The 26,004-nt window shown below is 69.6% G+C and carries 27 protein-coding genes; 19 read left to right on the forward strand and 8 right to left on the reverse strand.

The genetic code is table 11. The features are described 5' to 3' along the window. Nucleotides 1–13 precede the first annotated feature (13 nt). The 4 genes from F7Q96_RS12750 (at nt 14) to F7Q96_RS27395 (ending at nt 2,945) form a co-directional block, all read left to right on the forward strand. Complete coding sequence (locus F7Q96_RS12750; protein ID WP_151022767.1) at nt 14–1,219, forward strand: copper resistance protein B; 1,206 nt, start codon at nt 14–16, stop codon at nt 1,217–1,219. 54 nt (nt 1,220–1,273) lie between these two features. Further along, the gene (copC, locus tag F7Q96_RS12755; RefSeq protein ID WP_151022769.1) at nt 1,274–1,660 is read left to right on the forward strand and encodes a copper homeostasis periplasmic binding protein CopC; all 387 of its coding nucleotides are present in this window, start codon (nt 1,274–1,276) and stop codon (nt 1,658–1,660) included. A 4-nt stretch (nt 1,661–1,664) separates the two neighbouring features. Then, nucleotides 1,665–2,603 carry a copper homeostasis membrane protein CopD gene (gene copD / locus F7Q96_RS12760; protein WP_053820949.1) on the forward strand — a complete coding sequence of 313 codons (939 nt, stop codon included), beginning with the start codon at nt 1,665–1,667 and terminating at the stop codon, nt 2,601–2,603. Between the two features lie 213 nt (nt 2,604–2,816). Then, entirely contained in the window at nt 2,817–2,945 is a 129-nt protein-coding gene (locus tag F7Q96_RS27395) for a hypothetical protein (RefSeq protein ID WP_257720532.1), read from the forward strand. A gap of 102 nt (nt 2,946–3,047) precedes the next feature. Here the strand turns inward: F7Q96_RS27395 and F7Q96_RS12770 are convergent, their stop codons facing one another. The 4 genes from F7Q96_RS12770 to F7Q96_RS12785 all read right to left on the reverse strand — a co-directional run bounded on the left by F7Q96_RS12770 (nt 3,048) and on the right by F7Q96_RS12785 (nt 5,961). Further along, entirely contained in the window at nt 3,048–3,332 is a 285-nt protein-coding gene (locus tag F7Q96_RS12770; protein ID WP_151022771.1) for a hypothetical protein, read from the reverse strand. Between the two features lie 114 nt (nt 3,333–3,446). Beyond that, entirely contained in the window at nt 3,447–4,193 is a 747-nt protein-coding gene (locus tag F7Q96_RS12775; protein WP_053820950.1) for a dienelactone hydrolase family protein, read from the reverse strand. Nucleotides 4,194–4,279: 86 nt separating this feature from the next. Continuing rightward, a complete protein-coding gene (locus F7Q96_RS12780) occupies nt 4,280–5,092 on the reverse strand; it encodes a helix-turn-helix domain-containing protein (protein WP_053820951.1) in 813 nt (270 codons plus the stop codon). Between the two features lie 131 nt (nt 5,093–5,223). After that, complete coding sequence (locus F7Q96_RS12785; protein ID WP_053820952.1) at nt 5,224–5,961, reverse strand: GDSL-type esterase/lipase family protein; 738 nt, start codon at nt 5,959–5,961, stop codon at nt 5,224–5,226. Between the two features lie 285 nt (nt 5,962–6,246). Here F7Q96_RS12785 and F7Q96_RS12790 point away from each other — a divergent pair, with 285 nt between their 5' ends. The 5 genes from F7Q96_RS12790 (at nt 6,247) to F7Q96_RS12810 (ending at nt 10,875) form a co-directional block, all read left to right on the forward strand. Further along, nucleotides 6,247–6,528, forward strand: coding sequence for a UxaA family hydrolase (locus F7Q96_RS12790; protein ID WP_006575911.1), 282 nt, complete (start codon nt 6,247–6,249; stop codon nt 6,526–6,528). Nucleotides 6,529–6,629: 101 nt separating this feature from the next. Then, nucleotides 6,630–7,805, forward strand: coding sequence for a UxaA family hydrolase (locus F7Q96_RS12795; RefSeq protein ID WP_053820953.1), 1,176 nt, complete (start codon nt 6,630–6,632; stop codon nt 7,803–7,805). Beyond that, nucleotides 7,805–8,743: a hydroxyacid dehydrogenase gene (locus tag F7Q96_RS12800; RefSeq protein ID WP_053820954.1), complete on the forward strand. Its 939-nt coding sequence runs from the start codon at nt 7,805–7,807 to the stop codon at nt 8,741–8,743. The genes F7Q96_RS12795 and F7Q96_RS12800 overlap by 1 nt, the downstream gene beginning before the upstream one ends. An 11-nt stretch (nt 8,744–8,754) precedes the next feature. Continuing rightward, nucleotides 8,755–9,780 carry an Ldh family oxidoreductase gene (locus F7Q96_RS12805; protein WP_053822950.1) on the forward strand — a complete coding sequence of 342 codons (1,026 nt, stop codon included), beginning with the start codon at nt 8,755–8,757 and terminating at the stop codon, nt 9,778–9,780. Between the two features lie 90 nt (nt 9,781–9,870). Then, nucleotides 9,871–10,875 (forward strand): Bug family tripartite tricarboxylate transporter substrate binding protein, encoded by a 1,005-nt coding sequence (locus tag F7Q96_RS12810; protein ID WP_082371372.1) that lies wholly within the window; start codon nt 9,871–9,873, stop codon nt 10,873–10,875. Nucleotides 10,876–10,895: 20 nt separating this feature from the next. Here F7Q96_RS12810 and F7Q96_RS26820 read toward each other — a convergent pair whose 3' ends face one another. Next, on the reverse strand, nt 10,896–11,039 hold the full coding sequence (locus F7Q96_RS26820; RefSeq protein ID WP_158507236.1) for a hypothetical protein: 144 nt from the start codon (nt 11,037–11,039) through the stop codon (nt 10,896–10,898). Between the two features lie 95 nt (nt 11,040–11,134). On the opposite strand from F7Q96_RS26820, the gene F7Q96_RS12815 reads away from it, so the two are divergent. Further along, nucleotides 11,135–11,875, forward strand: a complete 741-nt coding sequence (locus F7Q96_RS12815) for a GntR family transcriptional regulator (RefSeq protein ID WP_053822951.1) — start codon at nt 11,135–11,137, stop codon at nt 11,873–11,875. 101 nt (nt 11,876–11,976) lie between these two features. On the opposite strand, the gene F7Q96_RS12820 is transcribed toward F7Q96_RS12815, so the two are convergent. Continuing rightward, complete coding sequence (locus tag F7Q96_RS12820; protein WP_053820956.1) at nt 11,977–12,387, reverse strand: Fur family transcriptional regulator; 411 nt, start codon at nt 12,385–12,387, stop codon at nt 11,977–11,979. Between the two features lie 184 nt (nt 12,388–12,571). Here F7Q96_RS12820 and F7Q96_RS12825 point away from each other — a divergent pair, with 184 nt between their 5' ends. The 5 genes from F7Q96_RS12825 to F7Q96_RS12845 all read left to right on the forward strand — a co-directional run bounded on the left by F7Q96_RS12825 (nt 12,572) and on the right by F7Q96_RS12845 (nt 19,709). Then, the gene (locus F7Q96_RS12825) at nt 12,572–14,728 is read left to right on the forward strand and encodes a TonB-dependent siderophore receptor (protein WP_053820957.1); all 2,157 of its coding nucleotides are present in this window, start codon (nt 12,572–12,574) and stop codon (nt 14,726–14,728) included. Between the two features lie 22 nt (nt 14,729–14,750). Then, nucleotides 14,751–16,388, forward strand: coding sequence for an ABC transporter substrate-binding protein (locus F7Q96_RS12830; RefSeq protein ID WP_226994812.1), 1,638 nt, complete (start codon nt 14,751–14,753; stop codon nt 16,386–16,388). A gap of 185 nt (nt 16,389–16,573) precedes the next feature. Then, a complete protein-coding gene (locus F7Q96_RS12835; protein WP_226994877.1) occupies nt 16,574–17,443 on the forward strand; it encodes an ABC transporter permease in 870 nt (289 codons plus the stop codon). A 5-nt stretch (nt 17,444–17,448) separates the two neighbouring features. After that, nucleotides 17,449–18,276: an ABC transporter permease gene (locus F7Q96_RS12840; protein ID WP_249041674.1), complete on the forward strand. Its 828-nt coding sequence runs from the start codon at nt 17,449–17,451 to the stop codon at nt 18,274–18,276. Next, the gene (locus F7Q96_RS12845; RefSeq protein ID WP_053820959.1) at nt 18,273–19,709 is read left to right on the forward strand and encodes an ABC transporter ATP-binding protein; all 1,437 of its coding nucleotides are present in this window, start codon (nt 18,273–18,275) and stop codon (nt 19,707–19,709) included. Before F7Q96_RS12840 ends, F7Q96_RS12845 begins: the two co-directional genes overlap by 4 nt. A 156-nt stretch (nt 19,710–19,865) precedes the next feature. On the opposite strand, the gene F7Q96_RS12850 is transcribed toward F7Q96_RS12845, so the two are convergent. After that, nucleotides 19,866–20,171 carry a TFIIB-type zinc ribbon-containing protein gene (locus tag F7Q96_RS12850; protein WP_053820960.1) on the reverse strand — a complete coding sequence of 102 codons (306 nt, stop codon included), beginning with the start codon at nt 20,169–20,171 and terminating at the stop codon, nt 19,866–19,868. 217 nt (nt 20,172–20,388) lie between these two features. Here F7Q96_RS12850 and F7Q96_RS12855 point away from each other — a divergent pair, with 217 nt between their 5' ends. Further along, complete coding sequence (locus F7Q96_RS12855; RefSeq protein ID WP_053820961.1) at nt 20,389–21,201, forward strand: aminotransferase class IV family protein; 813 nt, start codon at nt 20,389–20,391, stop codon at nt 21,199–21,201. 45 nt (nt 21,202–21,246) lie between these two features. Here F7Q96_RS12855 and F7Q96_RS12860 read toward each other — a convergent pair whose 3' ends face one another. Next, entirely contained in the window at nt 21,247–22,269 is a 1,023-nt protein-coding gene (locus F7Q96_RS12860; protein WP_144425723.1) for a Bug family tripartite tricarboxylate transporter substrate binding protein, read from the reverse strand. A gap of 320 nt (nt 22,270–22,589) precedes the next feature. Between F7Q96_RS12860 and F7Q96_RS12865 the strand changes: the two genes are divergently transcribed. From F7Q96_RS12865 to F7Q96_RS12875, 3 genes are all read left to right on the forward strand, one after another. Next, entirely contained in the window at nt 22,590–23,741 is a 1,152-nt protein-coding gene (locus F7Q96_RS12865; protein WP_151022775.1) for an acyl-CoA dehydrogenase family protein, read from the forward strand. Between the two features lie 17 nt (nt 23,742–23,758). After that, nucleotides 23,759–24,877 (forward strand): acyl-CoA dehydrogenase family protein, encoded by a 1,119-nt coding sequence (locus F7Q96_RS12870; RefSeq protein ID WP_151022777.1) that lies wholly within the window; start codon nt 23,759–23,761, stop codon nt 24,875–24,877. 115 nt (nt 24,878–24,992) lie between these two features. Next, nucleotides 24,993–25,976 (forward strand): Bug family tripartite tricarboxylate transporter substrate binding protein, encoded by a 984-nt coding sequence (locus F7Q96_RS12875; protein ID WP_232962969.1) that lies wholly within the window; start codon nt 24,993–24,995, stop codon nt 25,974–25,976. Nucleotides 25,977–26,004 lie beyond the last annotated feature (28 nt).

Here is a 26,004-nt window from a genome sequence, read left to right on the forward strand (position 1 = left end):
CGGAGCCCGAGCCATGCCTTCGAAAACACTTGCAGCCTTCCTGCTGGCGTCCGCCGGCGCCAGCGCCGCATTGGCACAGCAGCCGCACCAGCACGATCACGGTGATCATCACCAGCACCACCACCACCACCACCAACACCAGCACCAGCAGCAGCATCATCAGCAGCACCAGCACCAGCACCAGCACCAGCACCAGCACCAGCACCAGCAGCATCAGCAGCAGCAGCAGCAGCACGGGCGCGACGACCACCACGGGCATCACCATCAACCGGCCGCGGCACAGCCTGCGGCCGGCAAGCCCGCCGAAGCCGCTGCCGCGCACGCCGACAAGCCGGGCCCGGACCATGGCGCGATGCACCACATGGACCACGGCACTGCGCAATCGATGGACCACGGCGCCCATGGCTCCGGGCAAGGCGTGCCGCCCGCCAGCGCTCCGCCACCGGCGATGGATCACGGCGACATGAAGATGCAGGGCGGCAGCGCTCCCCCCGATGCGCGCGATCCGCACGCATACTCCGGCGGTCATCGGCTCGGCGTCGGCCAGTACGCGCTCGGTCCCCATCGCCAGCTGCACATGGCCGACGAGCATCTGTTCGGCTCGGTGCTGGTGGACCGCCTCGAATGGGCGCGCGGCAGCGACACCAACGCCGCCGCGTACGAGGCACAGGCCTGGTTCGGCAATACCTACGACCGGCTGGTGATCAAGGCCGAGGGCGACGTGGAACGCGGCAAGGTCCATGAGGCCCGCACCGAACTGCTGTGGGGCCACGCGATCGCCAGCTATTGGGACACCCAGCTCGGTATCCGCAACGACGCGGGTCACGGCCGCCCCGCGCGCAACTGGCTCGCGTTCGGCGTGCAGGGCCTGGCGCCCTACTGGTTCGAGATCGACGCCACCGGCTACCTCGGCACCGAAGGGCGGACGGCGCTGCGGCTGTCCGCCGAGTACGAGTTGCTGATCACGCAGCGCCTGATCCTGCAGCCGCGCATCGAGGCCAATGTCTACGGCAAGAACGACCGCGAGGTTGGCGTCGGCAGCGGCCTGTCCAATGGCGCGGTCGGCGTGCGGCTACGCTATGAGTTCAGCCGCCAGTTCGCGCCCTACATCGGCGTCGAGCGCTATCAGGCGTTCGGCAATACCGCCGACATGGTGCGCGCGTCGGGCGGCCGCAGCGGTGAGACGCGTTTTGTCGCCGGCGTGCGCGTGTGGTTCTGAGCCGCGCTGACTTGTTTGCCGATGTCTCGATTGCCGACTTTCTGGAGGGCTGCCATGCGCGCTGTCCGCAAGACCATCCAATGGCTGTCGCTGGGCGCGACCCTGCTGATCGCCCAGGCCGCGCTTGCGCATCCGAAGCTGCTGTCGTCGACGCCGGCCGATAACGCCCAGGTGTCGGCGCCGGACCGGATCGAACTGCGGTTTTCCGAGGGGCTGGTCAGGCAGTTTTCCGGCGCCAATCTGCTGATGACCGGCATGCCGGGCATGGCCAATCATGGGCCGATGAAGATCGCGGTCACCGTGTCGCCGGGCGACGATCCGAAGACGCTGGTCGTCACGCCGGCCAAGCCGCTGGTGCCGGGCAGCTATCGTCTGGAATGGCGTGCGGTCGGATCGGATACGCATCCTGTCAGCGGCAGGATCTCGTTCCAGGTGAAGTGACCCGATGCCGCCGGACTGGCCGCTCGTTCTGTTGCGATTCGCGCTGTACCTGGACCTGATGCTGGTGTTCGGGCTGCCGTTTTTTGTCGTGCACGGGCTGCGCGGAGACGAGCGGCGATCGCGCTTCGCCACGGCGATGCTGTACGCGGCAGCCGGTGGCGCGATCGCGGGCCTGCTTCTGTCCGCCGGCAATTTGCTGATGATGGCCAAGGCGCTGTCGGGCGTCGCGGAATACGCACAGCTGGACCGCGAAACCGTCGGCATGGTGCTGAGCGCCACCGACTGGGGCGTGGCCTGGGGTGTGCGGATGGCGGCGCTGCTTGCCGCGTTGCCTGCCTTGTGCCTCCGCGGCTTGCCATACGGGCTTCGCCTGGGCCTGGCGACCGTTGCGGCGGCCGTGGCGCTCGCCACGCTGGCTTGGTCGGGCCACGGCGCCATGGGCGAGGGAGCCCGCCGCCATGTTCATCTTGGCGCCGACATCGCGCATCTGCTGGCGGCCGGTACCTGGGTCGGCGCGTTGCTGGCCTTCGTCGGCATGGCCGCCCGCGTCCGGCGCGTCACCCCGGCACGGATCGCGATGCTGGGCCGCACCGCCAGCGGGTTTGCACGCGTCGGCACGCTGGTCGTCGCCACGCTGGTGGCAACCGGCGCCATCAACTACTGGCTGATCGTCGGCCCGTCGCTGGCCGGCGTCGCCTCGACCCCCTACGGCGTGTTGCTGCTGGCGAAGCTGACGCTGTTCGGTGCGATGCTGGGGCTTGCCGCCCTGAACCGCTATCGCCTCAGCCCGCGCCTGGCAGCGGCGCGGGCTTCAGGCGAAGCGCGCTCGGCGGCAGCGGCGCTGCGCCGCAGCCTGTGGCTGGAGACCGGCTGCGCCACGGCCATCCTGGCGCTGGTGGCCTGGCTCGGCACGCTGTCGCCGGAGGTGCTGCAAGGGGGGTAGCCGCGGTAGGCCAAGGCTCGTTTGCAGCATTGACAATACCTCGTGCAGATTCTGCGACACCGACTGCCTTAGCGACGGCCTTGCCGAAGCGCATGACGCCTGCGCTGCGGACGATAGGTCTCCTCACGTCGGTATCACGCCGGATCTGTCCGCTGGCACGCTCGATGCATCCATTCGGGTCCGGACGTCATGTCCGCACATCCGGAGACCATCATGACTCAGCAACAGCAAGGCCAAGGCCAAAAGAGCGGCAGCAAGCAGCAGCAACAACAGCAACAAAGCAAGGGCGGCCAGCAGCAAGGCGGCCAACAGCGCGAGCGCAAGCAGCAGCAACAGAAGTAAGCGGCGCGATGCGCAGATGTAGCGGCAGATGCCGGCATGGCGTCTGCCGCTTGTTTTTTATGTCAGGAAGCCAGCAAACCCACCTCAGCGGTCAATGTCGGGTCAATCGCCGCGCGACCGAAGGCGCTTACTCCCCGGCCTGATAGGCGTGGCCGGTGGCAGATTTGCGATAAAGCGCTGGCTCGCGTCGACGCTTGTTTCTACCAGCTTGCCATCGATCGCTTCCAAGACCGTGCCGCCAAGAGTCAACGCGCGATCGCGGGCTCGTCTTAAAGCATATTCGGCCAACGCAGGTATTAGAGCTTCAGCGAGCTGCATGGCCCGCTCGTCCAGTACTTTCCTTTTTCCCATCGATAGCTCCTGCGCGACGACGTAGATATCCACCAAGGCGGAGTTTGGCGGGGCGCGCCAAGGAAAATTGGTAAAGGCAACTGGATGGGCCTTTTTCCCGCTCAGCGGCGCCTGTATATGAAAGTCGCCTCAACAGTCGGGGCGCTGCCGCTAGGCTTTCGCCTTCAACGCCTCGGCCAGGAATCCCTTCATCGCCGCCCACGAGCGCCTGTCGGCCTTCGCGTCATAGACGATCCCCCGCTCGGGGAAATTCGCGCCGGCGAAGGTGAAGGCATGGCGGGCGTGCCCATAGGCATGCAACTGCCAGTCCGCCCCTGCGTCGGTCAGTTCGCTGGCGATGGCCAGCACATCGGCCGGCGGCGCGACCGGGTCTTCCCACCCGTGCAACAGCAGCACGCTTGCGGAAATCGGCCCTTGCCGGCCGATCCGTGGCGGCCGTAGCACGCCGTGAATGCTGATCGCGGCGACGAGATTCGGCGGCGCCGCGCGCGCCAGATCGAGCGCGCACAGGCCGCCGAAGCAGTAGCCGACCGCGGCGATGCGGGCCGGATCGACGCCGGGGAGCGCCATGGCGGCATCGAATCCCGCCAGCAGCCGTTGCCGCAGCAGGGCACGGTCGGCGAGCATCGGATTCATCAGATGCGAGTTGTCGCCCATCGGGTCGCCGCGGACGCCCTTGCCATAGACGTCGGCGGCGAAGCAGACGTAGCCCAGTGCGGCCAGCCGGTCGGCGTTGCGCTTGATCGGTTCGCTCAGGCCGCTCCACTCGTGCGCCAGCAGCACGCACGGCGCGGAAGGCCCGAGGCGCGTGGGCCGGGCCACGTAACCCTCGAAAGTGGTCTCGCCGTCGGTGTAGTCGACCAGCGTTCGTTCCAGCGCCATCTCTTCAACGTCCATACGTACCTCGCTGTCGTGTGCCACCGGCAGGATGCCGCCGCACGGACGTGCCGTATTGAACGTTTGGGACGCCGGACGTCGCGCCGTCAGAGGTAGAACGCCGGGCCGCCAGTCGATTGCGCGCCGAAGTGTTCGGCAAGCGGCGATGGACCGCCGCGGGCGTAGCCGCCCGGCGTCCGGCCCAGTCGCCGCCGCCAGTTGCGGATCTGGTGTGCCTGGTCGCTGTAGCCGGACAGCGCGTCTCCATCGCCGCGTTGCACGGCCTGGATGCTCGACTGCAGCCGCTCCAGGTCCATCAGCTGCTTGGGGCCGAGGCCGAGATGCCGCTCGAACCATCGGTGCAGTTGGCGGCGATCGACGGCGGTCAGCCGGGCGATGTCCTGCACCTGCCGGCCCTGGCGCAACAGCGCGTGGGCTGCCGCGAGGGCCGGCAGTTCCATTGGCGCCCGGATGGCGTCGAGGCGCCGCAGCAGCCAGGCGTCCAGTTGCGTGGCGATACGAACAGGGGACCACGCGGCGCTGAGGTCGGCCTCGAGCGTGGAGGCCTGCCCGTCGCCCAGACAGGCGGCGAGGTCGATCAAGCGATCCTTGCAGTCCGCGCCAATGCCCGGAAACAGCCGAGCCAACCCCACCGGGCTGAGCATTGCCATGACGAAATACGTGTCCGACCACGAGCGCCAGCGGCGGCTGGCCGACTGGAAACCCAGCAGCGACACCTTCGGGACCGTCGGGCCGCCCTCCATCGCATTGGGACGGCCGAAGTTGACCGACAGCACCGCGCCCGGGTAAGGGCACGTGACGATCGGCTGCCCTTCGTAGACGCCCTCGAGATCCTGGACGAACCAGTAGCCGTTGACGTAAGGCGCCAACGCGGGGCAAGGGGCGATCACCAGGAACATGGCGGGGTCTTCCGGGAGGCGGCGGAGAAGCGACGAACGCGTCGGGCACAAGACGCGACGCACAACATACCAGAAGCCGGTTCTGGCAGGCCGCGCATGTCCCCCTGAACGCCGGCGCGCGCAACGGTGCGCTATCGCGCCGCAACGCTCGTGCCCTGCAGATACGGCAGGATCACGGCCTTCCAGCGCGCATAGCCCGCGCCGTTCAGATGCACGCCGTCATAGGTGTAGGCGCTGTCCAGATTGCCGTCAGGGTCGGCCAGCGCGCGGCCCACGTCGATCCACTCGACCCGGTCGTCCCTGGCCGCCAGTTCGGCCAGCAGCGCATTGAGCTGCGCCACCCGGCCATTGTCGCGGCCGGTGTCGCGGATCTCGCGGTTGACCGGCAGCGTGCTCTGCAGATAGATCCGCGTGCCGGGGGACACGCGCTTGACCGTGTCGACGATTTGCCGATAGCGATCGAACACCTCGCGCTCGTCGAATGCGCCGAGGTCGTTGATGCCCGCCATCAGGAACAGCTTGGACGGCCGCGTCTTCGCCACCGACTCGATGCGATCGAGGATGCGCGCCGTCGAATCGCCGCCGATGCCGCGATTGACGACATCGTGGTGGCCGAGGAACTCGCCCCATTCCCCGGCTTCGGTGATCGAGTCGCCGACGAAGACGATCTTGCCGGCGGGCAGCGTGGCGTCGAGCGAGCGCAGATGCTGCAGCCGCCCGGCGCTGTAGCCCGAGCCGTCGTCGCGGTGCTTGAGCTTGAAGGCGAGATAGCCGATGCCGCCGAGGCGGTGGACCGCCATCACGGTGGCGCTGACGAACGCGAGATTCAGCAGCAGCGATGCCATCAATAGCAGCCTGATCGGACGCATGACCGACTCTCCCTGTGAGCGGAGGTTGGGGGGCCGATCTCCCGCCGGTGCCGGGCGGCCGCGCCCATGGACAGCTCCGCGAACCCGATCTTCGGTCGGCCCGCCGGCTTCCGTCCGTGCGACAGCAAACGCTTCTCATTTCCAGGGCAAGCCGGGTTGGCGTGCGCCAGGGCGTCAGAAGTGCACATCGATATACATCTAATTCATATAGATGAGTTGGTTGACCTTTATGATTTCACCACCTATGATCCGATGCACGCACCAACCCACAGAGGAGACACAACGATGATTCACGTCGTATTGCACGACGCCAAGGACACGGTGGCCGTGGCCGTGGTGGAAGGGATCGAGGCGGGCACCGAGTTGAACGCCTGGATCATGGATGAGGACCGCACCATCACGGTGACCGCGCGCCAGCCGATCCCGATCGGCCACAAGGTCGCGCTGCGCGACATGGCGCCGAACGACACGGTCTACAAGTACGGCGTCGACATCGGCAAGGTGGTCGCGCCGATCAAGGCCGGCGAGCACGCCCACGTGCACAACATCAAGACCAAGCGCTGGTAAGCGCCGCCGCGGGGCCGCGCGGGACGTTCCTGCAATCCCCGCTCTCGCAGCCATTCCCGCCAACGAGGCGATCCAGTCATCCGAGAACCGAACACCAAGCCATGTCCATCATCGATCAAAACACCACCTTCTGGGGCTACCGCCGCGACAACGGCCGGGTCGGCGTCCGCAACCACGTGATCATCCTGCCGCTGGACGACCTGTCCAACGCCGCCGCCGAGGCCGTCGCGCATGCCATCAAGGGCACGATGGCGATTCCGCATCCCTATGGCCGCCTGCAGTTCGGCCCGGATCTGGAGCTGCATTTCCGCACGCTGATCGGCGCCGGCAGCAATCCGAACGTCGCCGCCGTGGTGGTGATCGGCATCGAGGACGGCTGGACCAAGCGCGTGGTCGACGGTATCGCGAAGACCGGCAAGCCGGTGGTCGGCTTCGGCATCGAGGGCCACGGCGATCACGAGACCATCAAGCGCGCGTCGAAAGCCGCCAAGGAATTCGTGCAGTACGCCACGGCGCTGCATCGCGTCGAATGTCCGATCGCCGACCTGTGGGTATCGACCAAGTGCGGCGAGTCGGATACCACTTCCGGCTGCGGCGCCAATCCGACCGTCGGCAATGCATTCGACAAGCTGCATCCGCTCGGCACCACACTGGTGTTCGGCGAGACCTCCGAGCTGACCGGCGGCGAGCATATCGTCGCGGCGCGCTGCGCCAACGACGAGGTCCGCCACCAGTTCATGGCGATGTTCGAGCGCTACCAGAGCATGATCGACCGCTGGAAGACCACTGATCTGTCGGAGTCGCAGCCGACCAAGGGCAATATCGCCGGCGGCCTGACGACCATCGAGGAGAAGGCGCTGGGCAACATCCAGAAGATCGGCAAGAAGTGCACCGTCGATGGCGTGCTCGACAAGGCCGAGGAGCCGACCCATCCGGGCCTGTGGTTCATGGATTCGTCGTCGGCCGCGGCAGAGATGGTGACGCTGTGCGCGGCCTCGGGCTTCGTCGTGCATTTCTTCCCGACCGGGCAGGGCAACGTGATCGGCAACCCGATCGTGCCGGTGATCAAGCTGTGCGCGAACCCGCGTACCGTGCGCCTGATGAGCGAGCACATGGACGTCGATTGCTCCGGGCTGCTGCAGCGCGAACTGAACCTGGACCAGACCGGCGACAAGCTGCTCGAATGCATGCTGGCGACCGCCAATGGCCGCTGGACCGCGGCCGAGGCGCTGGGCCACCGCGAGTTCGTGCTGACCCGCATTCACGAGTCGGCCTGATGAAGCGGATCTGCATCAGCGAGTTCATGGACCCGGAGGCGGTGGCCGCGCTGACGCCCGGGTTCGAACTGCGCTACGAACCCGACTGGGTCGATCGGCGCGCCGAGCTGCTGGCCGCGCTGCCTGCGGCCGATGCGCTGATCGTGCGCAACCGCACGCAGGTCGATGTGGCGCTGCTCGACGCCGCGCCGCGGCTGCGCGTGGTCGGGCGGCTCGGCGTGGGCCTGGACAACATCGACGTCGAATCGTGCAGGGCGCGCGGCATCCGCGTGATCCCGGCCACCGGCGCCAATGCGCGCTCGGTCGCCGAGTACGTCGTCACCACGGCGGCAATGCTGCTGCGCGGCGGCTATCAGAGCAGCGGCGAGGTGATGCAGGGCAAGTGGCCGCGCGCGCGGCTGTCGGAGGGGCGCGAGGCGCTGGGCAAGACGCTGGGCCTGATCGGCTTCGGCGATATCGGCCGGCAGACCGCGGCGCTGGCGCAGGCCTTCGGCATGCGCGTGGTTGCGCATGATCCGATGTTGCGCGACGACGATCCGGTCTGGCAACGCAGCGGCGTCGCGCCGCGCGGCCTCGATGCGCTGCTCGCCGAAGCTGACGCGGTCAGCCTGCACGTGCCGCTGGTGCCGGCGACCCGGCATCTGCTCGACGCGCGACGGCTCGCGGCAATGCGGCCGGGGGCGGTATTGATCAATACCGCCCGCGGCGGCGTGGTCGACGAGGCCGCGCTGGCCGAGGCGCTGCGCGACGGGCATCTGGCCGGCGCCGCGCTCGACGTGTTCGAGCGCGAGCCGCTGCCGGCGGGCTCGCCGCTGGACGGCGTGCCCAATCTGGTGCTGACGCCGCATATCGGCGGCGTCACGCGCGAAGCCAATGCGCGCGTGTCGATGCTGATCGCGCAGCAGGTGCGGCAGGCGCTGGAGGAGGCATCGACATGAGCGCCACCGACATGAAAGCGGTAGACGCTGCACGCCTGACGCGTTTGGCCGAGACCGCGCTGCGCCGCGCCGGCGCCAGCGCGCTGCAGGCCGAAGCCACCGCCGCGGCGCTGGTGCGCGCCGATGCGGCGGGCCTCGCCTCGCATGGCGTGTCCCGGGTGCCGATGTATGTCGCGCATCTGCGGCACGACCGCGTCGACGGGGCGGCGGTGCCGGTTCTGCAGGCGCGAAATGGCGAAAGGCGCGCGGCGCTTCTGGTCGACGCCCAATGCGGCTTCGCCTTCCCGGCCTGCGCGATGGCGATCGAGCAGGCGATCGTCCGTGCGCGCGAACTCGGCGTCAGCGTGGCCGCGGTCACCAACAGCCATCACTTCGGCGCGGCCGCCTCGCATCTGGAGCCGGTCGCCGCCGCCGGCATGATCGGCATCGCGCTGGGCAACTCGCCGGCGGCCATGCCGGCCTGGGGCGGGCGCAAGCCGCTGTTCGGCACCAATCCGATCGCCGCGGTGTTTCCGCGCCGCGGCGCGGCGCCGGTGGTGATCGACCTGTCGCTGTCGGAGGTCGCGCGCGGCAAGATCATGGTCGCAGCCAAGGCCGGCAAGCCGATTCCGCTGGGCTGGGCGCTCGACGAAGCCGGCGAGCCGACCACCGACGCGGCGGCCGCGCTGCGCGGCTCGATGCTGCCCGCCGGCGGCGTCAAGGGCGCGATGCTGGCGTTGCTGGTCGAGCTGCTGGTGGTGTCCCTGGCCGGCGCGCAATTCGGCGCGGAGGCCGATTCCTTCTTCGAGAACGCCGGCGGACGGCCGCGCATCGGCCAGGTCTTCCTGGTGCTGGATCCGGCGGCGTTCAGCGGCGAGCAGGTCTATCACGATCGCGTCGAGGCGCTGCTGGCGGCGATGTTGGCCGACCCAGGCACGCGCCTGCCGGGCGCGCGCCGCGAGGCATCGCAACAACGCGCCAGCCGCGAGGGCATCGCCGTGCCCGCCCCGCTGCTGGCCGAACTGGAGGCGCTGGCCGGGGAGGGTCGTCCGGCCTAGCAAGCGTCAGCTCAGGCCGGCCTCCGCGCTGGCCGCCCAATACGCCGAGGTCCGCAAAGTACGGATGGCGGCAAACAAAGGAGACAAACCATGCATCGCCCGTTGATTCGCACCATGCTGCGGCATGTGGCCGCGTTGTCCGTTGCCTTGTCCGCCATCACCGCCGTCACCGCGGCCGCCCCTGCGGCGGCCCAGGGGGCCGCCGACTATCCGAGCAAGCCGATCCGCTACGTGGTGCCGTTCGCCCCCGGCGGCCTGACCGACATCATGGCGCGCATGGTCGGCCATCAGCTGTCGGAGGAGTGGGGCAAGCCGATCGTCATCGACAACAAGCCGGGCGGCAACGCCAATATCGGCGCCGACCAGGTGGCCAAGGCGCCGGCCGACGGCTACACCTGGCTGGCCGTCACGATGACGCACGCGTCCAACGTCACGCTGTTCCCGAAGCTGCCGTTCAACATGCAGAAGGACCTGGTGCCGGTCGCGCGGATCGCCTCGTCGCCGATGACCGTGGTGGTGCCGGCCAACTCGCCGATCCAGTCGATGAAGGACCTGGTCGAGGCGGCGCGCAAGGGCAAGCTCAATGCCGGTTCCAGCGGCAACGGCACGCCGCCGCATCTGACGCTTGCACTGTTCGAGAGCCTGACCGGCACCAAGTTGACGCACGTGCCGTACAAAGGTGGTGCACCGTCGATGACGGACCTGATCGGCGGGCAGATCGACGTGGTGTTCTCCAACTTCCCCGAGTCGCTGGCCTACGTCAAGGGAGGCAAGCTGCGCGCGCTGGCGGTGACGACGCGCGAGCGCCATCCGCTGCTGCCCGATGTGCCGACGGTTGGCGAAGTCGGCTTCCCGGACCTGCTGGTCGAGAACTGGACCGGCCTGATGATGCCGGCCGGCACGCCGAAGCCGGTGATCGACAAGGTCGGCACCGCGGTGGCGAAGATGGTCGAGGTCAAGTCGGTGCGTGACCGCATCGTGGCGGCGGGCTTCTCGCCCGCTCCACAGGCGAGCGCGCCCTTTACCGACTACTTCCAGGGCGAGGTCGCGCGCTGGGCCAGGCTGATCGACCAGAAGGGCATCCGCGCCGAGTAGGTCGATTTGTGGGGGCGGGTTCAAGCGTCGAGGGCATGCGTGGAACGCCAGCGCCGAACGCAGCGGTCCACGCGGGCATCGAGCGCGGCTACCGGACCGAAGCGCTCGGCCCCGGCGTTCGAAACGATTTTCAGCACGGCGGTGGGGCGGGTGACGGCAGTCATCCATGTTATATAGACGTTCCGTTCCGCCACCGCGCAGTCGGCGGCGGAACGGAACCGGCATCGTGCCAATCCATCCGTCAGGGAGATCGTTGAAGGTGGGCGCAGAATTCGAAGCAGGCGCGGCAATCGGCGGCGTGCTGTACAAGGACGTCAAGCGGGCCATCCTGGCCGCGCTCGCGGCCGGCGAGTGGAAGCCGGGCGAGGCGATTCCGGCCGAACGCAAGCTGGTGGAGCGCTTCGGCGTGTCGATCGGCACGCTGCGCAAGGCGATCGACGAGCTGGTCGCCGAGAACATCATGATCCGCCATCAGGGGCGCGGCACCTTCGTCGCGACCCATCGCCAGGAGGATCATTTCTTCCGCTTCTTCCGCGTGGTGCGCGAGGACGGGCATCGCGCCTTTCCCAGCGTGCGCCTGGCGAAGTTCCGGCGGGGCAAGGCCAGCAAGGAGGAGGCGCTGGCGCTCGGCATCGCGCCGGGCGAGCGGGTCTTCCACTTCATCAACGTGCTGTCGCTGGACGGCAGGCCGGTGATGACCGATGCGATCACGGTGCCCGAGGCGCTGTTCGACGGGCTGACCGAGACGATGCTGCGCGAGCGGCCCAACACGCTGTACAACTTCTATCAGGACGCCTTCGGCATCAACGTGATCCGCACCGAGGAGCGCCTGCGCGCGGTGCTGGCCGACGAGGACGACCATCGGCTGCTGCAGGTGCCGGTGGGCGGTCCGCTGCTGCAGATCACGCGGATCGCCTCGTCCTATCATGACCGGCGCGTCGAGCGCCGCGTCTCGCGGCTCGACACCACCGCGCACGAGTTCGCGATCTCGCAGCCGTAACTCCGTCGCCGCTCGCGTCGTCATTCCCGCGCATGCGGGAACCCAGCGACTTTGAATGCCACTGGGTCCCCGCGTTCGCGGGACGACGACATCCCTTCGTATCAGCTTGCCCGCCGTTTCCCCGCCTTCTTCGTCGCGCATTCGATGCAGCGGCCGCGCAGCGTCAGCTCGTGCTGCTCGACGACGAAGCCCGGCGGCGTGATCTCTTCCAGGTGCCCGGGGCACCCTTCCAGCGGAAACACGCGGTCGCAGCTCAGGCACTGGAAATAGTGCTTGTGCACGACCGCGTCGGGTTCGGCCGCGACCTCGTAGCGGTCTGCCTGTCCCGGCAGCGGCACTGCCACCAGGCCCCCTTCCTGCAGCATGGCGCGGATATTGCGGTAGACCGTCGCGAGTCCGAGCGTCGGCACCGTGCGCTGCGCGGCGGCCAGAATCTCGGCAGGGCTCAGCGGCCGGGCGGCTTCGCGCAGCGCGCCCAGCACGGCCTCGCGTTGACGGGTCATGCGTTCCATAGCTAGAATGATAATGAAAATTCGTTCTCAATAAGGCGCGGCTTCGCTCTGCAGCGTTGCCGCAGACCGTATTGTCGCCGCTATTGCCGTTGCCTGCGGTTTCCACGCCGGCGGCGTACCCGTCGGCGCCGCATGGCGCCATGGCGTCATTGCGGTTTCGCGCCGTCGTTCACCTTCGTCGATCATGTCCACGCCGATCCCGTCGCCCGCGCGCGCCTTGCGCGCGGTCCATCCGCTGTCGCCTCTCGCCGCCGCGATGTTCGCCGCCGCCGCGTTCGCCGATGCCGCGCTGGCCCAACCGGCCAGCAGCGCGGAGCGCGACGAAGCGGTGCTGCCCGAGGTCGCGGTGGTGACGTCCGGCGCCGCATCGTACAACCCGGACGAGGCCGGCGGCGCGACGCGCACCGACACGCCGCTGCGCGAAGTCCCGCAGGCGGTGCGCGTGGTGCCGCGCGCGATGATCGACGATATCGGCGCGACGCGGCTGGAGCAGACGTTCGACTATGTCAGCGGCATCGCGCGCCAGGACAGCTTCGGCGGCCTGTGGGACAACTTCGCGGTGCGCGGCTTCGCCGGCAACGAGAACACCGGCACCGGCTATCTGGTCAACGGCTTCGTTGCCAATCGCGGCTTCACCGCGCCGCGCGACGTGGCGACCATCGAGCGCGTCGAGGTGCTGAAGGGGCCGACCTCGTCGCTGTACGGCAGCGGCGAGCCGGGCGGCACGCTGAACCTGGTCACGAAGCAGCCGCAGTTCAAGCCGGCGCAGAACTACGAGCTGGAAGTCGGCAATCGCGACCGTTATCGTGTCGCCGCGGATGTCACCGGACCGCTGGGCGAGAACGTCGCTGGCCGGCTGATCGCGGTCGGCGATCATCAGGGCAGCCAGCGGGCTTTCGTCGACAGCCAGCGCTATCTGCTGGCGCCCTCGCTGACGTGGACGCTGGGCGCCGATACGGTGATCCAGTACGCCGGCGAATGGCAGCGCTTCTCCACGCCGCTGGACCGCGGCATCGTCGCGGTCGACGGCCGCCTCGATGCGGTGGGCCGCAGGACCTTCCTCGGCGAGCCCGGCGATGGCGACATTCGCCTCGACAGCCAGTCGCATCAGCTCGGCGTCGAGCATCAGTTCTCGCCGGGTTGGAAGGGCCGGCTGTCGCTGGCCTATCGCGGCGGCTCGCTGGAGGGGTATTCGACCGAGCCCTTTGCGCTGGCCGCCGACGATCGCACGCTGCGGCGCCAGCGCCGATACCGCGACTACCAGTCCGACGACACCGCGCTGCAGGCCGATCTGACCGGGCGCTTCGACACCGGAGCGCTGTCGCACACGCTGCTGGTGGGCCTGGACGCCTATCGCTTCAGCAGCAGCCAGCTGCAGTTGCGCGGCAATCCGACTGCCGCGACGCCGTATCCGATCGACATCTATGAGCCGGTCTACGGATCGACTCCGCCGCCGTTGTTGCCGAACACCGATACGCACGAGCGGCAGACCAATCTCGGCCTGTACGCGCAGGACCAGATTGCCTTGGGCGAGCGCTGGCGCCTGCTGGGCGGGCTGCGCGTCGATTCGTACCGGCAGACGCTGGACAACCGCCTGCGCGGCACGCGCGTCGAGCAGGACCAGACCGCGGTGTCGCCGCGCGTGGGGCTGGCCTATCTCGCGAGCAACAATGTGACGCTGTTCGCCAATGCCAGCCGCTCCTGCCGTCCCAACCCGGGCAGCAACGCCGCCGGCGAGCCCTTTACGCCGGAGCGCGGCCGCGCGGTCGAGGCGGGCCTGAAGTTCGAGACCGACGATCGCCGCCTTGGCGCGACGTTGAGCGCGTTCACGATCCACAAGCGCAATGTGCTGACCGCCGATCCGGCCGACCCGTCGTTCTCGACCACCGCCGGCGAGGCGCGCAGCCGCGGCCTCGAACTCGATGTGGCGGGCCGCATCGGCCAGCATTGGCGTGTGTCGGGAAGTGTCGCGCTGACCGATGCCGAGATCACCGCCGACACCCGGCTGCCGGCCGGCACGCCGCTGCGCAATATTCCGCGCACCAGCGCCAGCGCGCTGGCGGTCTACGAAGACGCGGCGCCGGTGGGGCAACGCTATGGCGTCGGCGCCGGCGTGCGCTACATCGGCAAACGCGCGGGCGATGCCGCCGACAGCTTCACGCTGCCGTCGTACACGCTGGTCGATCTGCTCGCCTACTGGCAGCTGAGCAAGCAGGCCCGGCTGACGCTGAACGTGCACAACCTGTTCGACCGCGACTACTACGCCAGCTCCTACAGCGCGCTGTGGATCGCGCCGGGAGCCGGGCGCACGGTCCGGCTCGGGCTGCGGCTCAGCTATTGACGCGATGAAACGGTCCGCCACGATGTCCCCGCTCGAATCGATGCCGTCCGGTTCACCGGATTCGCCGCGTTCGCCACGCCGCCGGCGCCTGCTGGGCGCCGGCGCGGCCGCGCTGCTGTCGCCGGCACTTGCAGAAGGCGCGATGACCAGCACAGCGGCGGACCGCACCGTGCGCGTGATCGGCCCGTGGGAGCTGTCGAGCCTGGACCCGCTGCGCGGCGGGTATCTGTTCGCGCGCATGCAGGTCGCCGAGACGCTGGTCGACTATGACGCCCAGGCGCGGCCCGTCGCCGGACTGGCATCGCGCTGGCAGGTGTCCGGCGACGGGCTCGCCTGGCGCTTTGCGCTGCGCGAGGGCGCGCGCTTCCATGACGGCTCGCCGGTGCGCGCCGCCGACGTCGTGCAGGCGCTGCGGCGCGCTCTGCATCCGGCGGGCGTGCTCGGGCAGGCACCGATCGACGCGATCGAGGACGCGACCGACGGCGCGACCGACGGCGCAATCGACGCCAAGCCTGCCGCGGCGGTGCGGATCCGTTTGCGCCAACCGTTTCCCGCGCTGCCGGCGCTGCTGTCGCACAGCAGCACGCAGATCCTTGCGCCCGCGTCCTTTGGCGCCGATGGCGCGGTCCGCGCGATCGTCGGCTCGGGCCCGTACCGCATCGTCACGCTGGAGCCGCCGCAGCGCTTCTCGGTGGCAGCCTTCGACGGCTGGCAAGGCCCGGCCCCCGCGGTGCGCCGGGCCAGCTATCTGGCGGTCGGCCGCGCCGAGATGCGCGCGCTGATGGCAGAGGCGGGCCAGGCCGAACTGGCCTACGGACTCGACCCCGGCAGCGTGGCGCGGCTGCGGCGTGGCGGCGCGGTGCGCGTGCTGCAGCAGCCGATCCCGCGCACCACCGCGCTGAAGCTCAATGCCCGCCATCCGCTGCTCGCCGATCCGCGCGCGCGGCAGGCGCTGTCGCTCGCGCTGGACCGGCGCGGCATCGCGCAGGCGGTGTTGCGCGAGCCGTCGCTGGCCGCCACGCAGCTGTTCCCGCCCACGCTGGCCGGCTGGCATCGCGCGGATCTGCCGGGGCTCGCGCACGACCCCGAACGCGCTCGAGTGCTGCTCGCCGAACTGGGCTGGCGGCCCGGCGCCGATGGCGTGCTGGCGCGCGACGGCAAGCGTTTCGCGCTGACGCTGCAGACCTTTCCCGATCGCCCCGAACTGCCGGTGATCGCCGCGGCGATCCAGGAGCAGCTGCGCCTGATCGGCATGCAGGTCCGCGTGGCGATCGGCAATTCCAGCGAGATCCCGCTGGGCCATCGCGACGGCACGCTGCAGATGGCGCTGATTGCGCGCAACTATGGCGCGGTGCCGGATGCGTTCGGCACGATCGCGCAGGACTTTGGCGCGGCCGACGGCAACGGAGCGGATTGGGGCGCGATGGGCTGGTCGTCGCCGGCGCTGACACGCGCCCTCGCGGCGATGTCGTCGGCCACCGATGCCGTGCGTACGCAGGCATGGCGCGCGCAGATCGCCGGCGCGCTGCACCAGGGCCTGCCGCTGGTGCCGGTGCTCTGGTACCAGCAGACGCTGGCGGCCAGCCCACAACTATCGGGCGTGTCGATCGACCCGTTCGAACGCAGCTACCGGCTCACCGAATTGCAATGGACCCGATGACGCCACCGAACCCCCAGGCCACCCAACTTGCCGCGGCCAGCGTGGGCCGATCCGCATCGGCATCGCGCGATGCCGTGCGCCGGCGGCGGGCCAGCCCCGCGGCGCGGCTGCTCGCCCGCGTGCTGCTCCAGCGCGGCCTGCAGGCCGCGTTCGTCGCCGCGCTGGTCGGCAGCCTCAGCTTCGTGATGATGCGGCTGCTGCCGGGCGACATGGCGTTCCGCATCGCCGCCGGCCGCTATGGCTACGACATGGTGACGGCGCAGGCTGCCGACGCGGTGCGTGCGGAATTGGCACTCGACCAGCCCTGGTTCGATGGCCTGCTGGCGTGGTGGTCGCGGTTGCTGCATCTGGATCTGGGCACCTCGACGGTGACCGGGGCACCGGTCACCGCCGAGATCGCGCATCAGCTTGGCCATACGCTGTGGCTGGCGCTGGCCGCGCTGGCGGTGTCGACGCTGATTGCGCTGCCGCTGGGCTTTGCCGCGGGCAGGCACGCCGGCGGCCAGACCGATCGCATCACGCTGGCGCTGTCGGTGCTGCTGCGCGCGCTGCCGCCGTTCGTGCTCGGCATGCTGCTGGTGCTCGCGTTCGCGGTCGAACTCGACTGGCTGCCGGCCGGCGGCCACGGCGAGCACGGCAGCTGGATCGCCCCGGCGCTGACGCTGGGACTGGGCCTGGCCGCCACCGCGATGCGTGTCGCGCGCGATGCGATGGCCGGCGTGGTAGCGGCGCCGTACTGGCTGTTCGCGCGCACCAAGGGCCTGTCGGACCGCGTCGCGATGGCGCGGCACGGCGTGCGCAATGCCGCGGTGCCGGTGGTTGCCTATCTCGGCGTGCAGCTGGTCTATCTGATCGAGGGTGTGGTGGTGGTCGAGACGCTGTTCGCCTGGCCCGGCATCGGCCATGCGCTGGTGCATGCGATCTTCGGCCGCGATGTGCCGATGATCCAGGGCACCGCGCTGACGATGGGCCTGCTGTTCGTGGCGTTGAACGCCGCGGTCGATCTCGCCTGCATGGCGATCGATCCGCGGCTGCGAACGAGGGTGGCGCGATGAGCGACATGGCCGACCTGAGCTTGAAGGGCGTATCGGCGGTTGCCACGCCGCGGCGGCGAATCGCCTTGCTGCTGATCGTGCTGCTGGCCCTGTTCGCCGTGGCCGGCCCGTGGGCCACCCCGCGCGAACCGTTCGAGCAGGATCTGTACCGCGTGCTGCAGGCGCCGACGATGACCGAGCCGCTCGGCACCGATCATCTGGGTCGCAGCGTGCTGGCCCGCACCGCGCATGCGACGCGGCTGTCGCTGGGCCTCGCGCTGCTGTGCGTGCTGTCGGCCGCGCTGCCCGGCACGCTGCTGGGCCTGTTTGCCGCATGGCGCGGCGGCTGGGTCGACCGCGTGGCCGGCGCGCTGGCCGACGCGGTGCTGGCGCTGCCGGGCCTGCTGCTGGTGCTGCTGCTGTCCGCGCTGGCGCCGGGCGCGATGTGGCCGCTGTATCTGGGGCTGTCGCTGGTGCTGTGGGTCGAGTATTTCCGCGTGGCGCGCGCCAGTGCGCAGATCGTGCTGCAGAGCCACCATGTCGAGGCCGCGCGCCTGCTCGGCTTCGGTCCGCTCCATATCGCGCGCCGGCACCTGCTGCCCGAACTGGCGCCGGTGCTCGGCACGCTGAGCAGCTTCGGCCTCGGCGCGGCGGTGCTGGCGCTGGCCGCGATGGGATTCGTCGGCATGGGCGTGCAGCCGCCGATGGCCGAGCTCGGCCTGATGATGACCGAGCTGCTGCCCTATGCCGCCGAGGCGCCGTGGGCCATCGCCAGCCCGATCGCGGTGCTGGCGCTGGCGATCCTCGCGCTGGCGCTGCTGAACGATCGGCCGCGTGCGGGGGTGTCGCCATGAACGCGCGCAACGAGCTCGTTTTCGACGGCCTGCACGGCGATCGCGCCGGCCGGCTGCTCGGCGTGACCGGCCTGTCTGTCGCCAGTGCCGACGGCGTGCTGCTGCAGCCGGTGTCGTTCGAGCTGCAGGCGGGGCGCGCGCTGACATTGCTGGGCGAGACCGGGTCCGGCAAGAGTCTGCTGGCCCATGCCGTGATGGGCTCGCTGCCCTCCGGATTGCGCGCGAGCGGCAGGCTCGCCGGTCATGGCTGGCATTGCGAGGCCGGCGATCTGCGCGCGCGCCGGCCGCTGTGGGGCCGCGAGCTGGCGCTGCTGCCACAGGAGCCGTGGTTCGCGCTGGATCCGCTGATGCGCGTCGATGCGCAACTGGCGGAGACCTACCGCTGGGTCGCCGGGGAGTCGCGACAAAGCGCCGCGCACCACGCCGCGCAGGCGCTGCACGCGGTCGGGCTTGGACATGCCGCTGGCGCCTGGCCGACCGCCTTGTCCGGCGGCATGGCGCAGCGCGCGGCGTTCGCGATCACGCGCGCCGGCGACGCACCGATCCTGATCGTCGACGAACCGACCAAGGGCCTGGACCGAGCCTGGCGCGACGATCTGGTGGCACGCCTGCGCGCGGCGCTGGAGCAGGGCTGCGCGGTGCTGACCATCACGCACGACATCGGCGTGGCGCGCGCGCTCGGCGGCGACGTCATGGTGATGCTCGATGGCCGGGTCGTCGAGCGCGGCCAGACCCACGCGGTGCTGGGTGCGCCGTCGCACGACTACACGCGCGCGCTGATCGCGGCAGAGCCCGCGGCGTGGCCGCGGCGGCCGATGCCCAATACCGGCGGCGAAGTGTTGCGCGCCAGAGGGCTGAGCAAGCGTTTCGGTGACCATCTGCTGTTCGACGGGCTCGACCTGACGCTGCACGCCGGCGAGCGCGTGGCCGTCACCGGGCCGAGCGGCAGCGGCAAATCGACGCTCGGCAATGTGCTGCTCGGTCTCGCCCGGGCCGATCGCGGCAGCGTGCGCCGCGCCGACGGCATCGCGCGGGTTCGCCACCAGAAGCTCTATCAGGACCCGGCCGGCGCGTTCGCGCCGCATGTTCCGCTGGGGCGCGCGCTGCACGACCTGATCGCGCTGCACCGGCTCGAACGCGCGCCGCTGCGGCCGTGGATGGAACGGCTCGGCCTGTCCGCCGATCTGCTGCCACGGTTGCCGGGCGCGGTATCCGGCGGCGAACTGCAGCGCTTCGCACTGCTGCGCGCGCTGCTGCTGCGGCCCGCCTTCCTGTTCGCCGACGAGCCGACCTCGCGGCTCGACCCGCTGACGCAGCGCAATACCATCGACCTGATCGTCGAGGCCGCGCAGGAATCGGACTGCGCGCTGATGCTGGTCACGCACGATGCCGATCTCGCCGCCAACGTCGCGGCACGCACGCTGGCGTTCTGACAGGCGCTCTGACAAATACGGCGCCCCGAGGGGCGCCGTGCGGTCACATCGGGACCGAAGATCGCCGGTCGATGCAGTCGATCGGAGCCGGCCCATCGAAGCCGGCAATTGAAGGCGGCAGTCGAAGCCGGCAATCTCAGCCGGCAATCGAAGCGATCAATCGAAGATCTCGTGCCAGATGCTCTTCTTGCGGTAGTGCTTCTGCTCGCGATAGCGGTCGTCGTCGCGATAGCCGCGCTCGTAGCCGCGATCGTAGCCACGCGGATCGACCGGGCGTTGCGGCGCGGCGGCTGCCTGGGGCGCTGGCGCAACCGGTGCCTGCTCGGCGGAGGCGCGCTCCAGGATCTTGTCGAGCTCGCCGCGATCGAGCCACACGCCGCGGCACTTCGGGCAGTAGTCGATCTCGACGCCCTGGCGTTCGGCCATCACCAGCGTGGTCTCGGTACACACGGGACATTGCATCGCAGCTCTCCTTGATTGCGTGTTCAACGGCTGTCAGACCACCGGCGGGCGGCTTTGGTTCGGCACCGGGGAGTCCGGTTTGCGCTTGACACGCCGCATCCGGCCCATCCGATCATCAAGTCGTGCTTGATGATCGGTTCAAAACTTCTCGTTTCCCCAACAAGCGGACGATGGGCGAAAGTTTGCGCTACTTGACGATCACACCCAGGAGCGCGCAATGCCGGCCGAACCGAACTCCCAAATTGCCTACCTCGATGGCTTGCCCGCCTCGGCGGCCGACCTGGCGCCGCTTGCGTTTGCCGGCTATGCCCACTTCACCGCGATGCAGGTCAGGGATGGCCGCATTCGTGGCCTGGACCTGCATCTGTCCCGGCTGCGATCGGCATCGGCGGCGCTGTTCGGCGCCGCGCTGTCCGACGAACAGGTGCGCCGGCAATTGCGGACCGCCTTGCAGGCGGGTCCCGGCGACCTCTCGTTGACGGCGACGGTGTACTCGCCCGAAGGCGAATTCACCGCGCACGGCACGGGGACGCCCCGATTGCTGATCCGCACCGGTCCGCCTTCGTCGGGCCCCGGCGGTCCTCTGTCGCTGCAGGCCGTCCAGCACGAGCGCGTCCTTCCCGGCATCAAGCACGTCGGCGAAATCGCCAAGACCTGGTACCTGCGCCAGGCGGTCGCGCAAGGCTTCGACGATGCGGCCTTCGTCGACCGTCAGGGGCGACTCAGCGAGGGGTCCATCTGGAACCTTGCATTCTGGGACGGCGAGGCGGTGGTGTGGCCGGTCGCCGAGATGCTGACGGGCACGACGATGGGCATCGTGCAGCGTCAGCTGGACCGGCTCGGCATCGCGCAGCGCACGCGCGAGATCAGGCTCGCCGACTTGCCGTCGCTGTCCGGCGCCGCGGTGATGAACTCATGGACGCCGGGCGTGCCGGCAAGGCGCATCGGGCCGGTGGCGATTGCCGATGCGCCGGAGTTCCTGGCGCTGCTGCATCGCGCCCATCGAGCGGAGGCGGCGGTGGCGCCGTGACGCGCCTCACCGCCTCCGCTGATTGCTCGAGCTCGCGGCTCGAGCTCATTGCTTGGGAATCCCCGCCAGCGTGGCGGCCGCCGACCACCGCTTGATCTCGTCGAGCTGGAACTGGCGCAGCACGTCGGCGCCGCCGGCGAAGATCTGGCCATTGGTGCGGCCGATGAACTCGGCGGCCTCCTTGCCGTTGAAGATCTCGACCGCGGCCTGGCTCAGCTTGTCGACGATCGGCCTTGGCGTATGGGCCGGCGCGAACAGCGAGACCCAGTTGATCATGTAGTAGTCCTTGAAGCCCAGTTCCTGCAGCGTCGGCACATTGGGCTGCACGTCCAGCCGCTTGTCGCCGGTGACGGCCAGGATACGGGTCTTGCCGGTCTGCGCCAGCGCCGCCGCGGCGGTGTAGTCCGACAGCGCGAAGTCCACCTGGCCGCCGGCCAGGTCCGCGACGGCCGGCGCCGCGCCCTTGTACGGGATCGCGACCGCCTTGACGCCGGCCTGCTTCAGGAACAGCTCGGTCGCGATCTGGTAGGAGGCCGAGCCGGAGCCATAGCTCAGCTTGCCGGGCCGCGCCTTGCCGTCGCGAATCAGGTCCTGCACGGTGCGATACGGCGAGCTGGCGGGCACCGACAGCACCATCGCGCCGTAATAGAGCCGCGCCACCGGCGCGAAGTCCTTGACCGGGTCGTAGGGCAGCGATTTGAACTGCACCGCGTTGGTGGCCATCGGCGAGTTGCTGGCGACGAACAGCGTGTAGCCGTCAGGGTCCGCACGCGCCACCGCCTGCGCCGCGATGAAGCTGTTGGCGCCGGGCCGGTTTTCGACGACGAAGGGCTGGCCGAAGCGCGCCTCCAGCTTCTGCGCGAGGAAGCGCGCGGTGCTGTCGGAGCCCGTGCCCGGCGGGAACGACACCACGATCCTGACGGGCTTGGCCGGATAGGCCGCGGCCGCGCCCGCCGCATCGCCGGCGATCGCCGGCAAGGGCGACAACGTCGCCAGCGCGACCATCGAACTGGCAGCCAGCGCAGCCCGCCGCGCAACCTTCCACATGTCCATCCACTGATAACGCATCGTTCCGTCTCCTTGCGGACGGTGTGATCCCGCCCTGTCGAACCAGGCCACAGCCTAAGCGCGTACCGGCGGCCGGGGCAATTGTCGCGCGGACATATCGCTTATGCGCATGCCGTATGAAGAGCTCCCCTGTCCCCCCGAGGGGGACGGGATGCAAACCACCGGTTGGCAAGCGCTGCAGCGAAGAGGATCCGCGCGGACCGGCGGCGGCGCGGATTTTTGTTATGCCGCCGCCGCGATGGGCGGCCGCCCTCGCCGTCGCTAAGCTGGCCGGCACATCGACTGTGGACGTACGCAGTGGACCAACGACAGGAGGGGGAGTGGACACAGCCAGCCAAATCGTGATTCGACCGGCGCAGCCCGATGGCGATCTCGCGCCATTGCGAGCGCAAGTACGCGCCTTTCTCGCCGAGACCGTCGGCGACCGCCCGCCGCAGAAGCGCGCGCAGAGCTGGTCCGGCTACGACCCCGCGTTCAGCCTTGCGCTCGGCGCCAGGGGCTGGATCGGCATGACTTGGCCAAGGGCCTTCGGTGGCCAGGAGCGCTCGATGCTGGAGCGCTACGTCGTGCTGGAGGAACTGCTGGCGGCGGGCGCGCCGGTGGGCGGCCACTGGGTGGCGGAACGGCAGAGCGGCCCGCTGCTGATGCGCTACGCGGACCCGGACGTGGCGCACGAGATCGTGCCCCGCATCACGCGCGGCGAGGTGCGCTTCTGCATCGGCATGAGCGAACCCGATTCGGGCTCGGACCTGGCGTCGATCCGCACGCGCGGCGATCGGGTCGACGGCGGCTGGGTCGTCAACGGCACCAAGCTGTGGACGTCGAACGCGCACCGCTCGCACTACATGATCGCGCTGGTGCGCACTGACCGCAGCACCGACGACAAGCACAAGGGCCTGTCGCAGCTGCTGATCGACATGCGATCCGAGGGGCTGCAGGTGCGGCCGATCCGCAATCTGGCCGGCGAGGAGCATTTCAACGAGGTGGTGTTCGACAACGTGTTCGTGCCCGACCGGATGGTGATCGGCGAGCCGGGGCAGGGCTGGGCCCAGGTCACCGCCGAGCTGACGTTCGAGCGCAGCGGCCCGGAGCGCTACCTGAGCAGCTACGCGCTGCTGGCCGAGATGGTCGATCGCGCCGACGCCGACGACCCGCGGCACGCGGTCGAACTCGGCTATCTGGTGGCGGAGCTCAGCACTCTGCGGCAGATGTCGCGCGGCATCGCGGCGATGCTTCATCGCGGCGAGAACCCGCAACTGGCCGCGGCCAACGTCAAGGACCTGGGCGCGCTGTTCGAGCAGCGCATCCCCGAGGTCGCACACCAGCTGTTCGGCCATGAACTGCGCCCGGACGGCTCGCCGTTTGTCGCCACCCACTGCCACCTGACGCAAACCGTGCCCTCGTTCTCCCTGCGGGGCGGCACGCGCGAAATCCTGCGGGGAATCATTGCCAGGGGGCTGGGGGTCCGATGAACGATCGCGAACGAAACATGGCACTCGAACTCGAGCTCGAGCAGATGCTGGCCGAAAGCGCGCAACGGCTGTTCGGCAACGAAGTCACCACCGCGCAGCTCGAAGCGGCCGAGCGCGGCGAATGGCAGGCGGCGCTGTGGCGGACCGTGGAGGACAGCGGCCTGACGCGGCTGTTCGCCGGCGAGGACGACGGCGGCGCCGGGGCCGGCTGGCAGCAGGGCCTGCCCGCGCTGCTGGCGGCGAGCCGCACGCTGGCGCCGATTCCCTTCATCGACACCGCGGTATCGGGATGGGTGCTGGCGCAGCTGGGCATCGCGATGCCCGATGGGCCGATGGCATTGGCCGCGCATGTCGCCGATGCCGAAGTGGAACGGCCGGTGGCGCGCTCGAGCGCCGAAGGCTGGCGCCTCGATGGCACGGTGGACGTGCCCTGGGGCCGGCACGTGCGCCACGTCGTGGTCCGTGCGATCGATCGGCAGCCGTTTGGCCGCGCGGTGTGGCTGCTGGTGCCGACCGCCGCGTGCCGGGTCGAAACGAGCGCCAATCTGGCCGGCGAGCCGCGCGACCGGCTGCGTTTCGACGACACGCTGGCTGCCGCCGCGGTGGCGGTCGAGAACCCTGCCGACGAAGCGATGCTGGGCCCCGTCGCCGGATCGCCGCAACCGTCGCCGCTGGGTGCGCTGATGCGTTCGATCCAGATCGCCGGCGTGCTCGAGCGCGTGCTGAACCAGACCGTGCAATACGCGACCGAGCGCATCCAGTTCGGCAGGCCGATCGCGAAGTTCCAGGCGATCCAGCAGCAGCTGGCGATGCTGGCCAACGAGGTGGTGGCCGCGCGCATGGCGGTGGCCAGCGCCTGCGCGGCGATGCGCGCACCCGGCTGGGACGGCAGCGCGATGGTGGCAAAGGTGATCTGCGGCAACGCCGCCGGCCGCGCCGCCGCGATCGCACACCAGGTCCATGGCGCGATCGGCTTCACGCACGAGCATTCGCTGCACTGGTCGACGCGCCGGCTTTGGAGCTGGCGCGCCGAGTACGGCAGCGAGGCGCATTGGGCGCGCGAGATCGGCGCGCGGGCGATCCGCGCCGGCGGCGCCGCGCTGTGGCCGCGCGTCACCGCACCGCAGGCGGCCTGAGCCGCGCGGCGGCCATGCACGCCGCCACCGCGCGCGCGACGTATCGCGCAAGAACGCAGGATCACAGGGATCACAGGAATCACAGGGATAAACAAGCCCACTACAGGAGACATCGATGCGAGTACCGGGTTTGCTTCGGGCGCTGCTGCTGGCCAGCGTCGCCTTCACCAGCGCCGTCGCCAGCGGCATCGCCGCCGCGGAGTCCGCCGCCGAATTTCCTTCGCGGCCGTTGCGCATCATCGTGCCGTTCACCTCCGGCAGCGGCTCCGATTCGTCGGCCCGCTTCTACGGTGAAGCGCTGGGCCGCGCACTGGGCCAGCCGGTGGTGGTCGAGAACCGCCCCGGCGCCAACGGCGTGATCGGCATCCAGGCGTTGAAGAGCGCGCCGGCCGACGGCTACACGATCCTGCTGGCCAGCAATTCGCCGTTGTCGGTCAATCCGATCGTGCTGAAGAACCTGCCGTACGACCCGCTTGCCGACCTGCGCCCGGTGGCGGGCCTGAGCCGGAACATGAACGTGTTCCTGGTGCCGGTCGATTCGCCGTGGAAGACGCTGGCCGATGTGGTCGCGGCCGGCAAGAGCAAGCCGCTGAGCGTCGGCACCTATTCGGCGGGGTATCGGCTGGCCGCCGCATGGTTCGGCAATCTGGCCGGCATCAAGCTGGTCAATATTCCGTACAAGGGCCAGGCGCAGATCATGACCGACATCATCGGCAGGCAGCTCGATCTGGCGGTGGTCGACACCAGCGGCGCGCTGACGCTGATCCGGCAGGGCAAGGTGCGGGCTCTGGCGGTGTCGGGCGAGAAGCGCCATCACGAGCTGCCCGAGGTGCCGTCGGTGCGCGAGCTCGGCTATCCCGACTACGTGCAATACAGCTGGGTCTCGTTCTACGTGCGCGCGCAGACGCCGGACGACATCGCCGACAAGCTGGCGGGCGCGATGCAGTCGATCCTGAAGACGCCCGAGTCGATCGCCTTCCTGGCCACCAAGGGCAGCGACCTGATGCCCTATGCCCCGCAGGCGATGCGCGCCTTCCATCAGGCCGAGATCGCGCGCTTCCGGCGCGTCGCGCAGGCCGCCGGCATCCAGCCGGAATGACGGAATGACGGAATGACGCGATGACCGA

The organism is Cupriavidus gilardii (assembly GCF_008801915.1).
Taxonomy (GTDB): domain Bacteria; phylum Pseudomonadota; class Gammaproteobacteria; order Burkholderiales; family Burkholderiaceae; genus Cupriavidus; species Cupriavidus gilardii.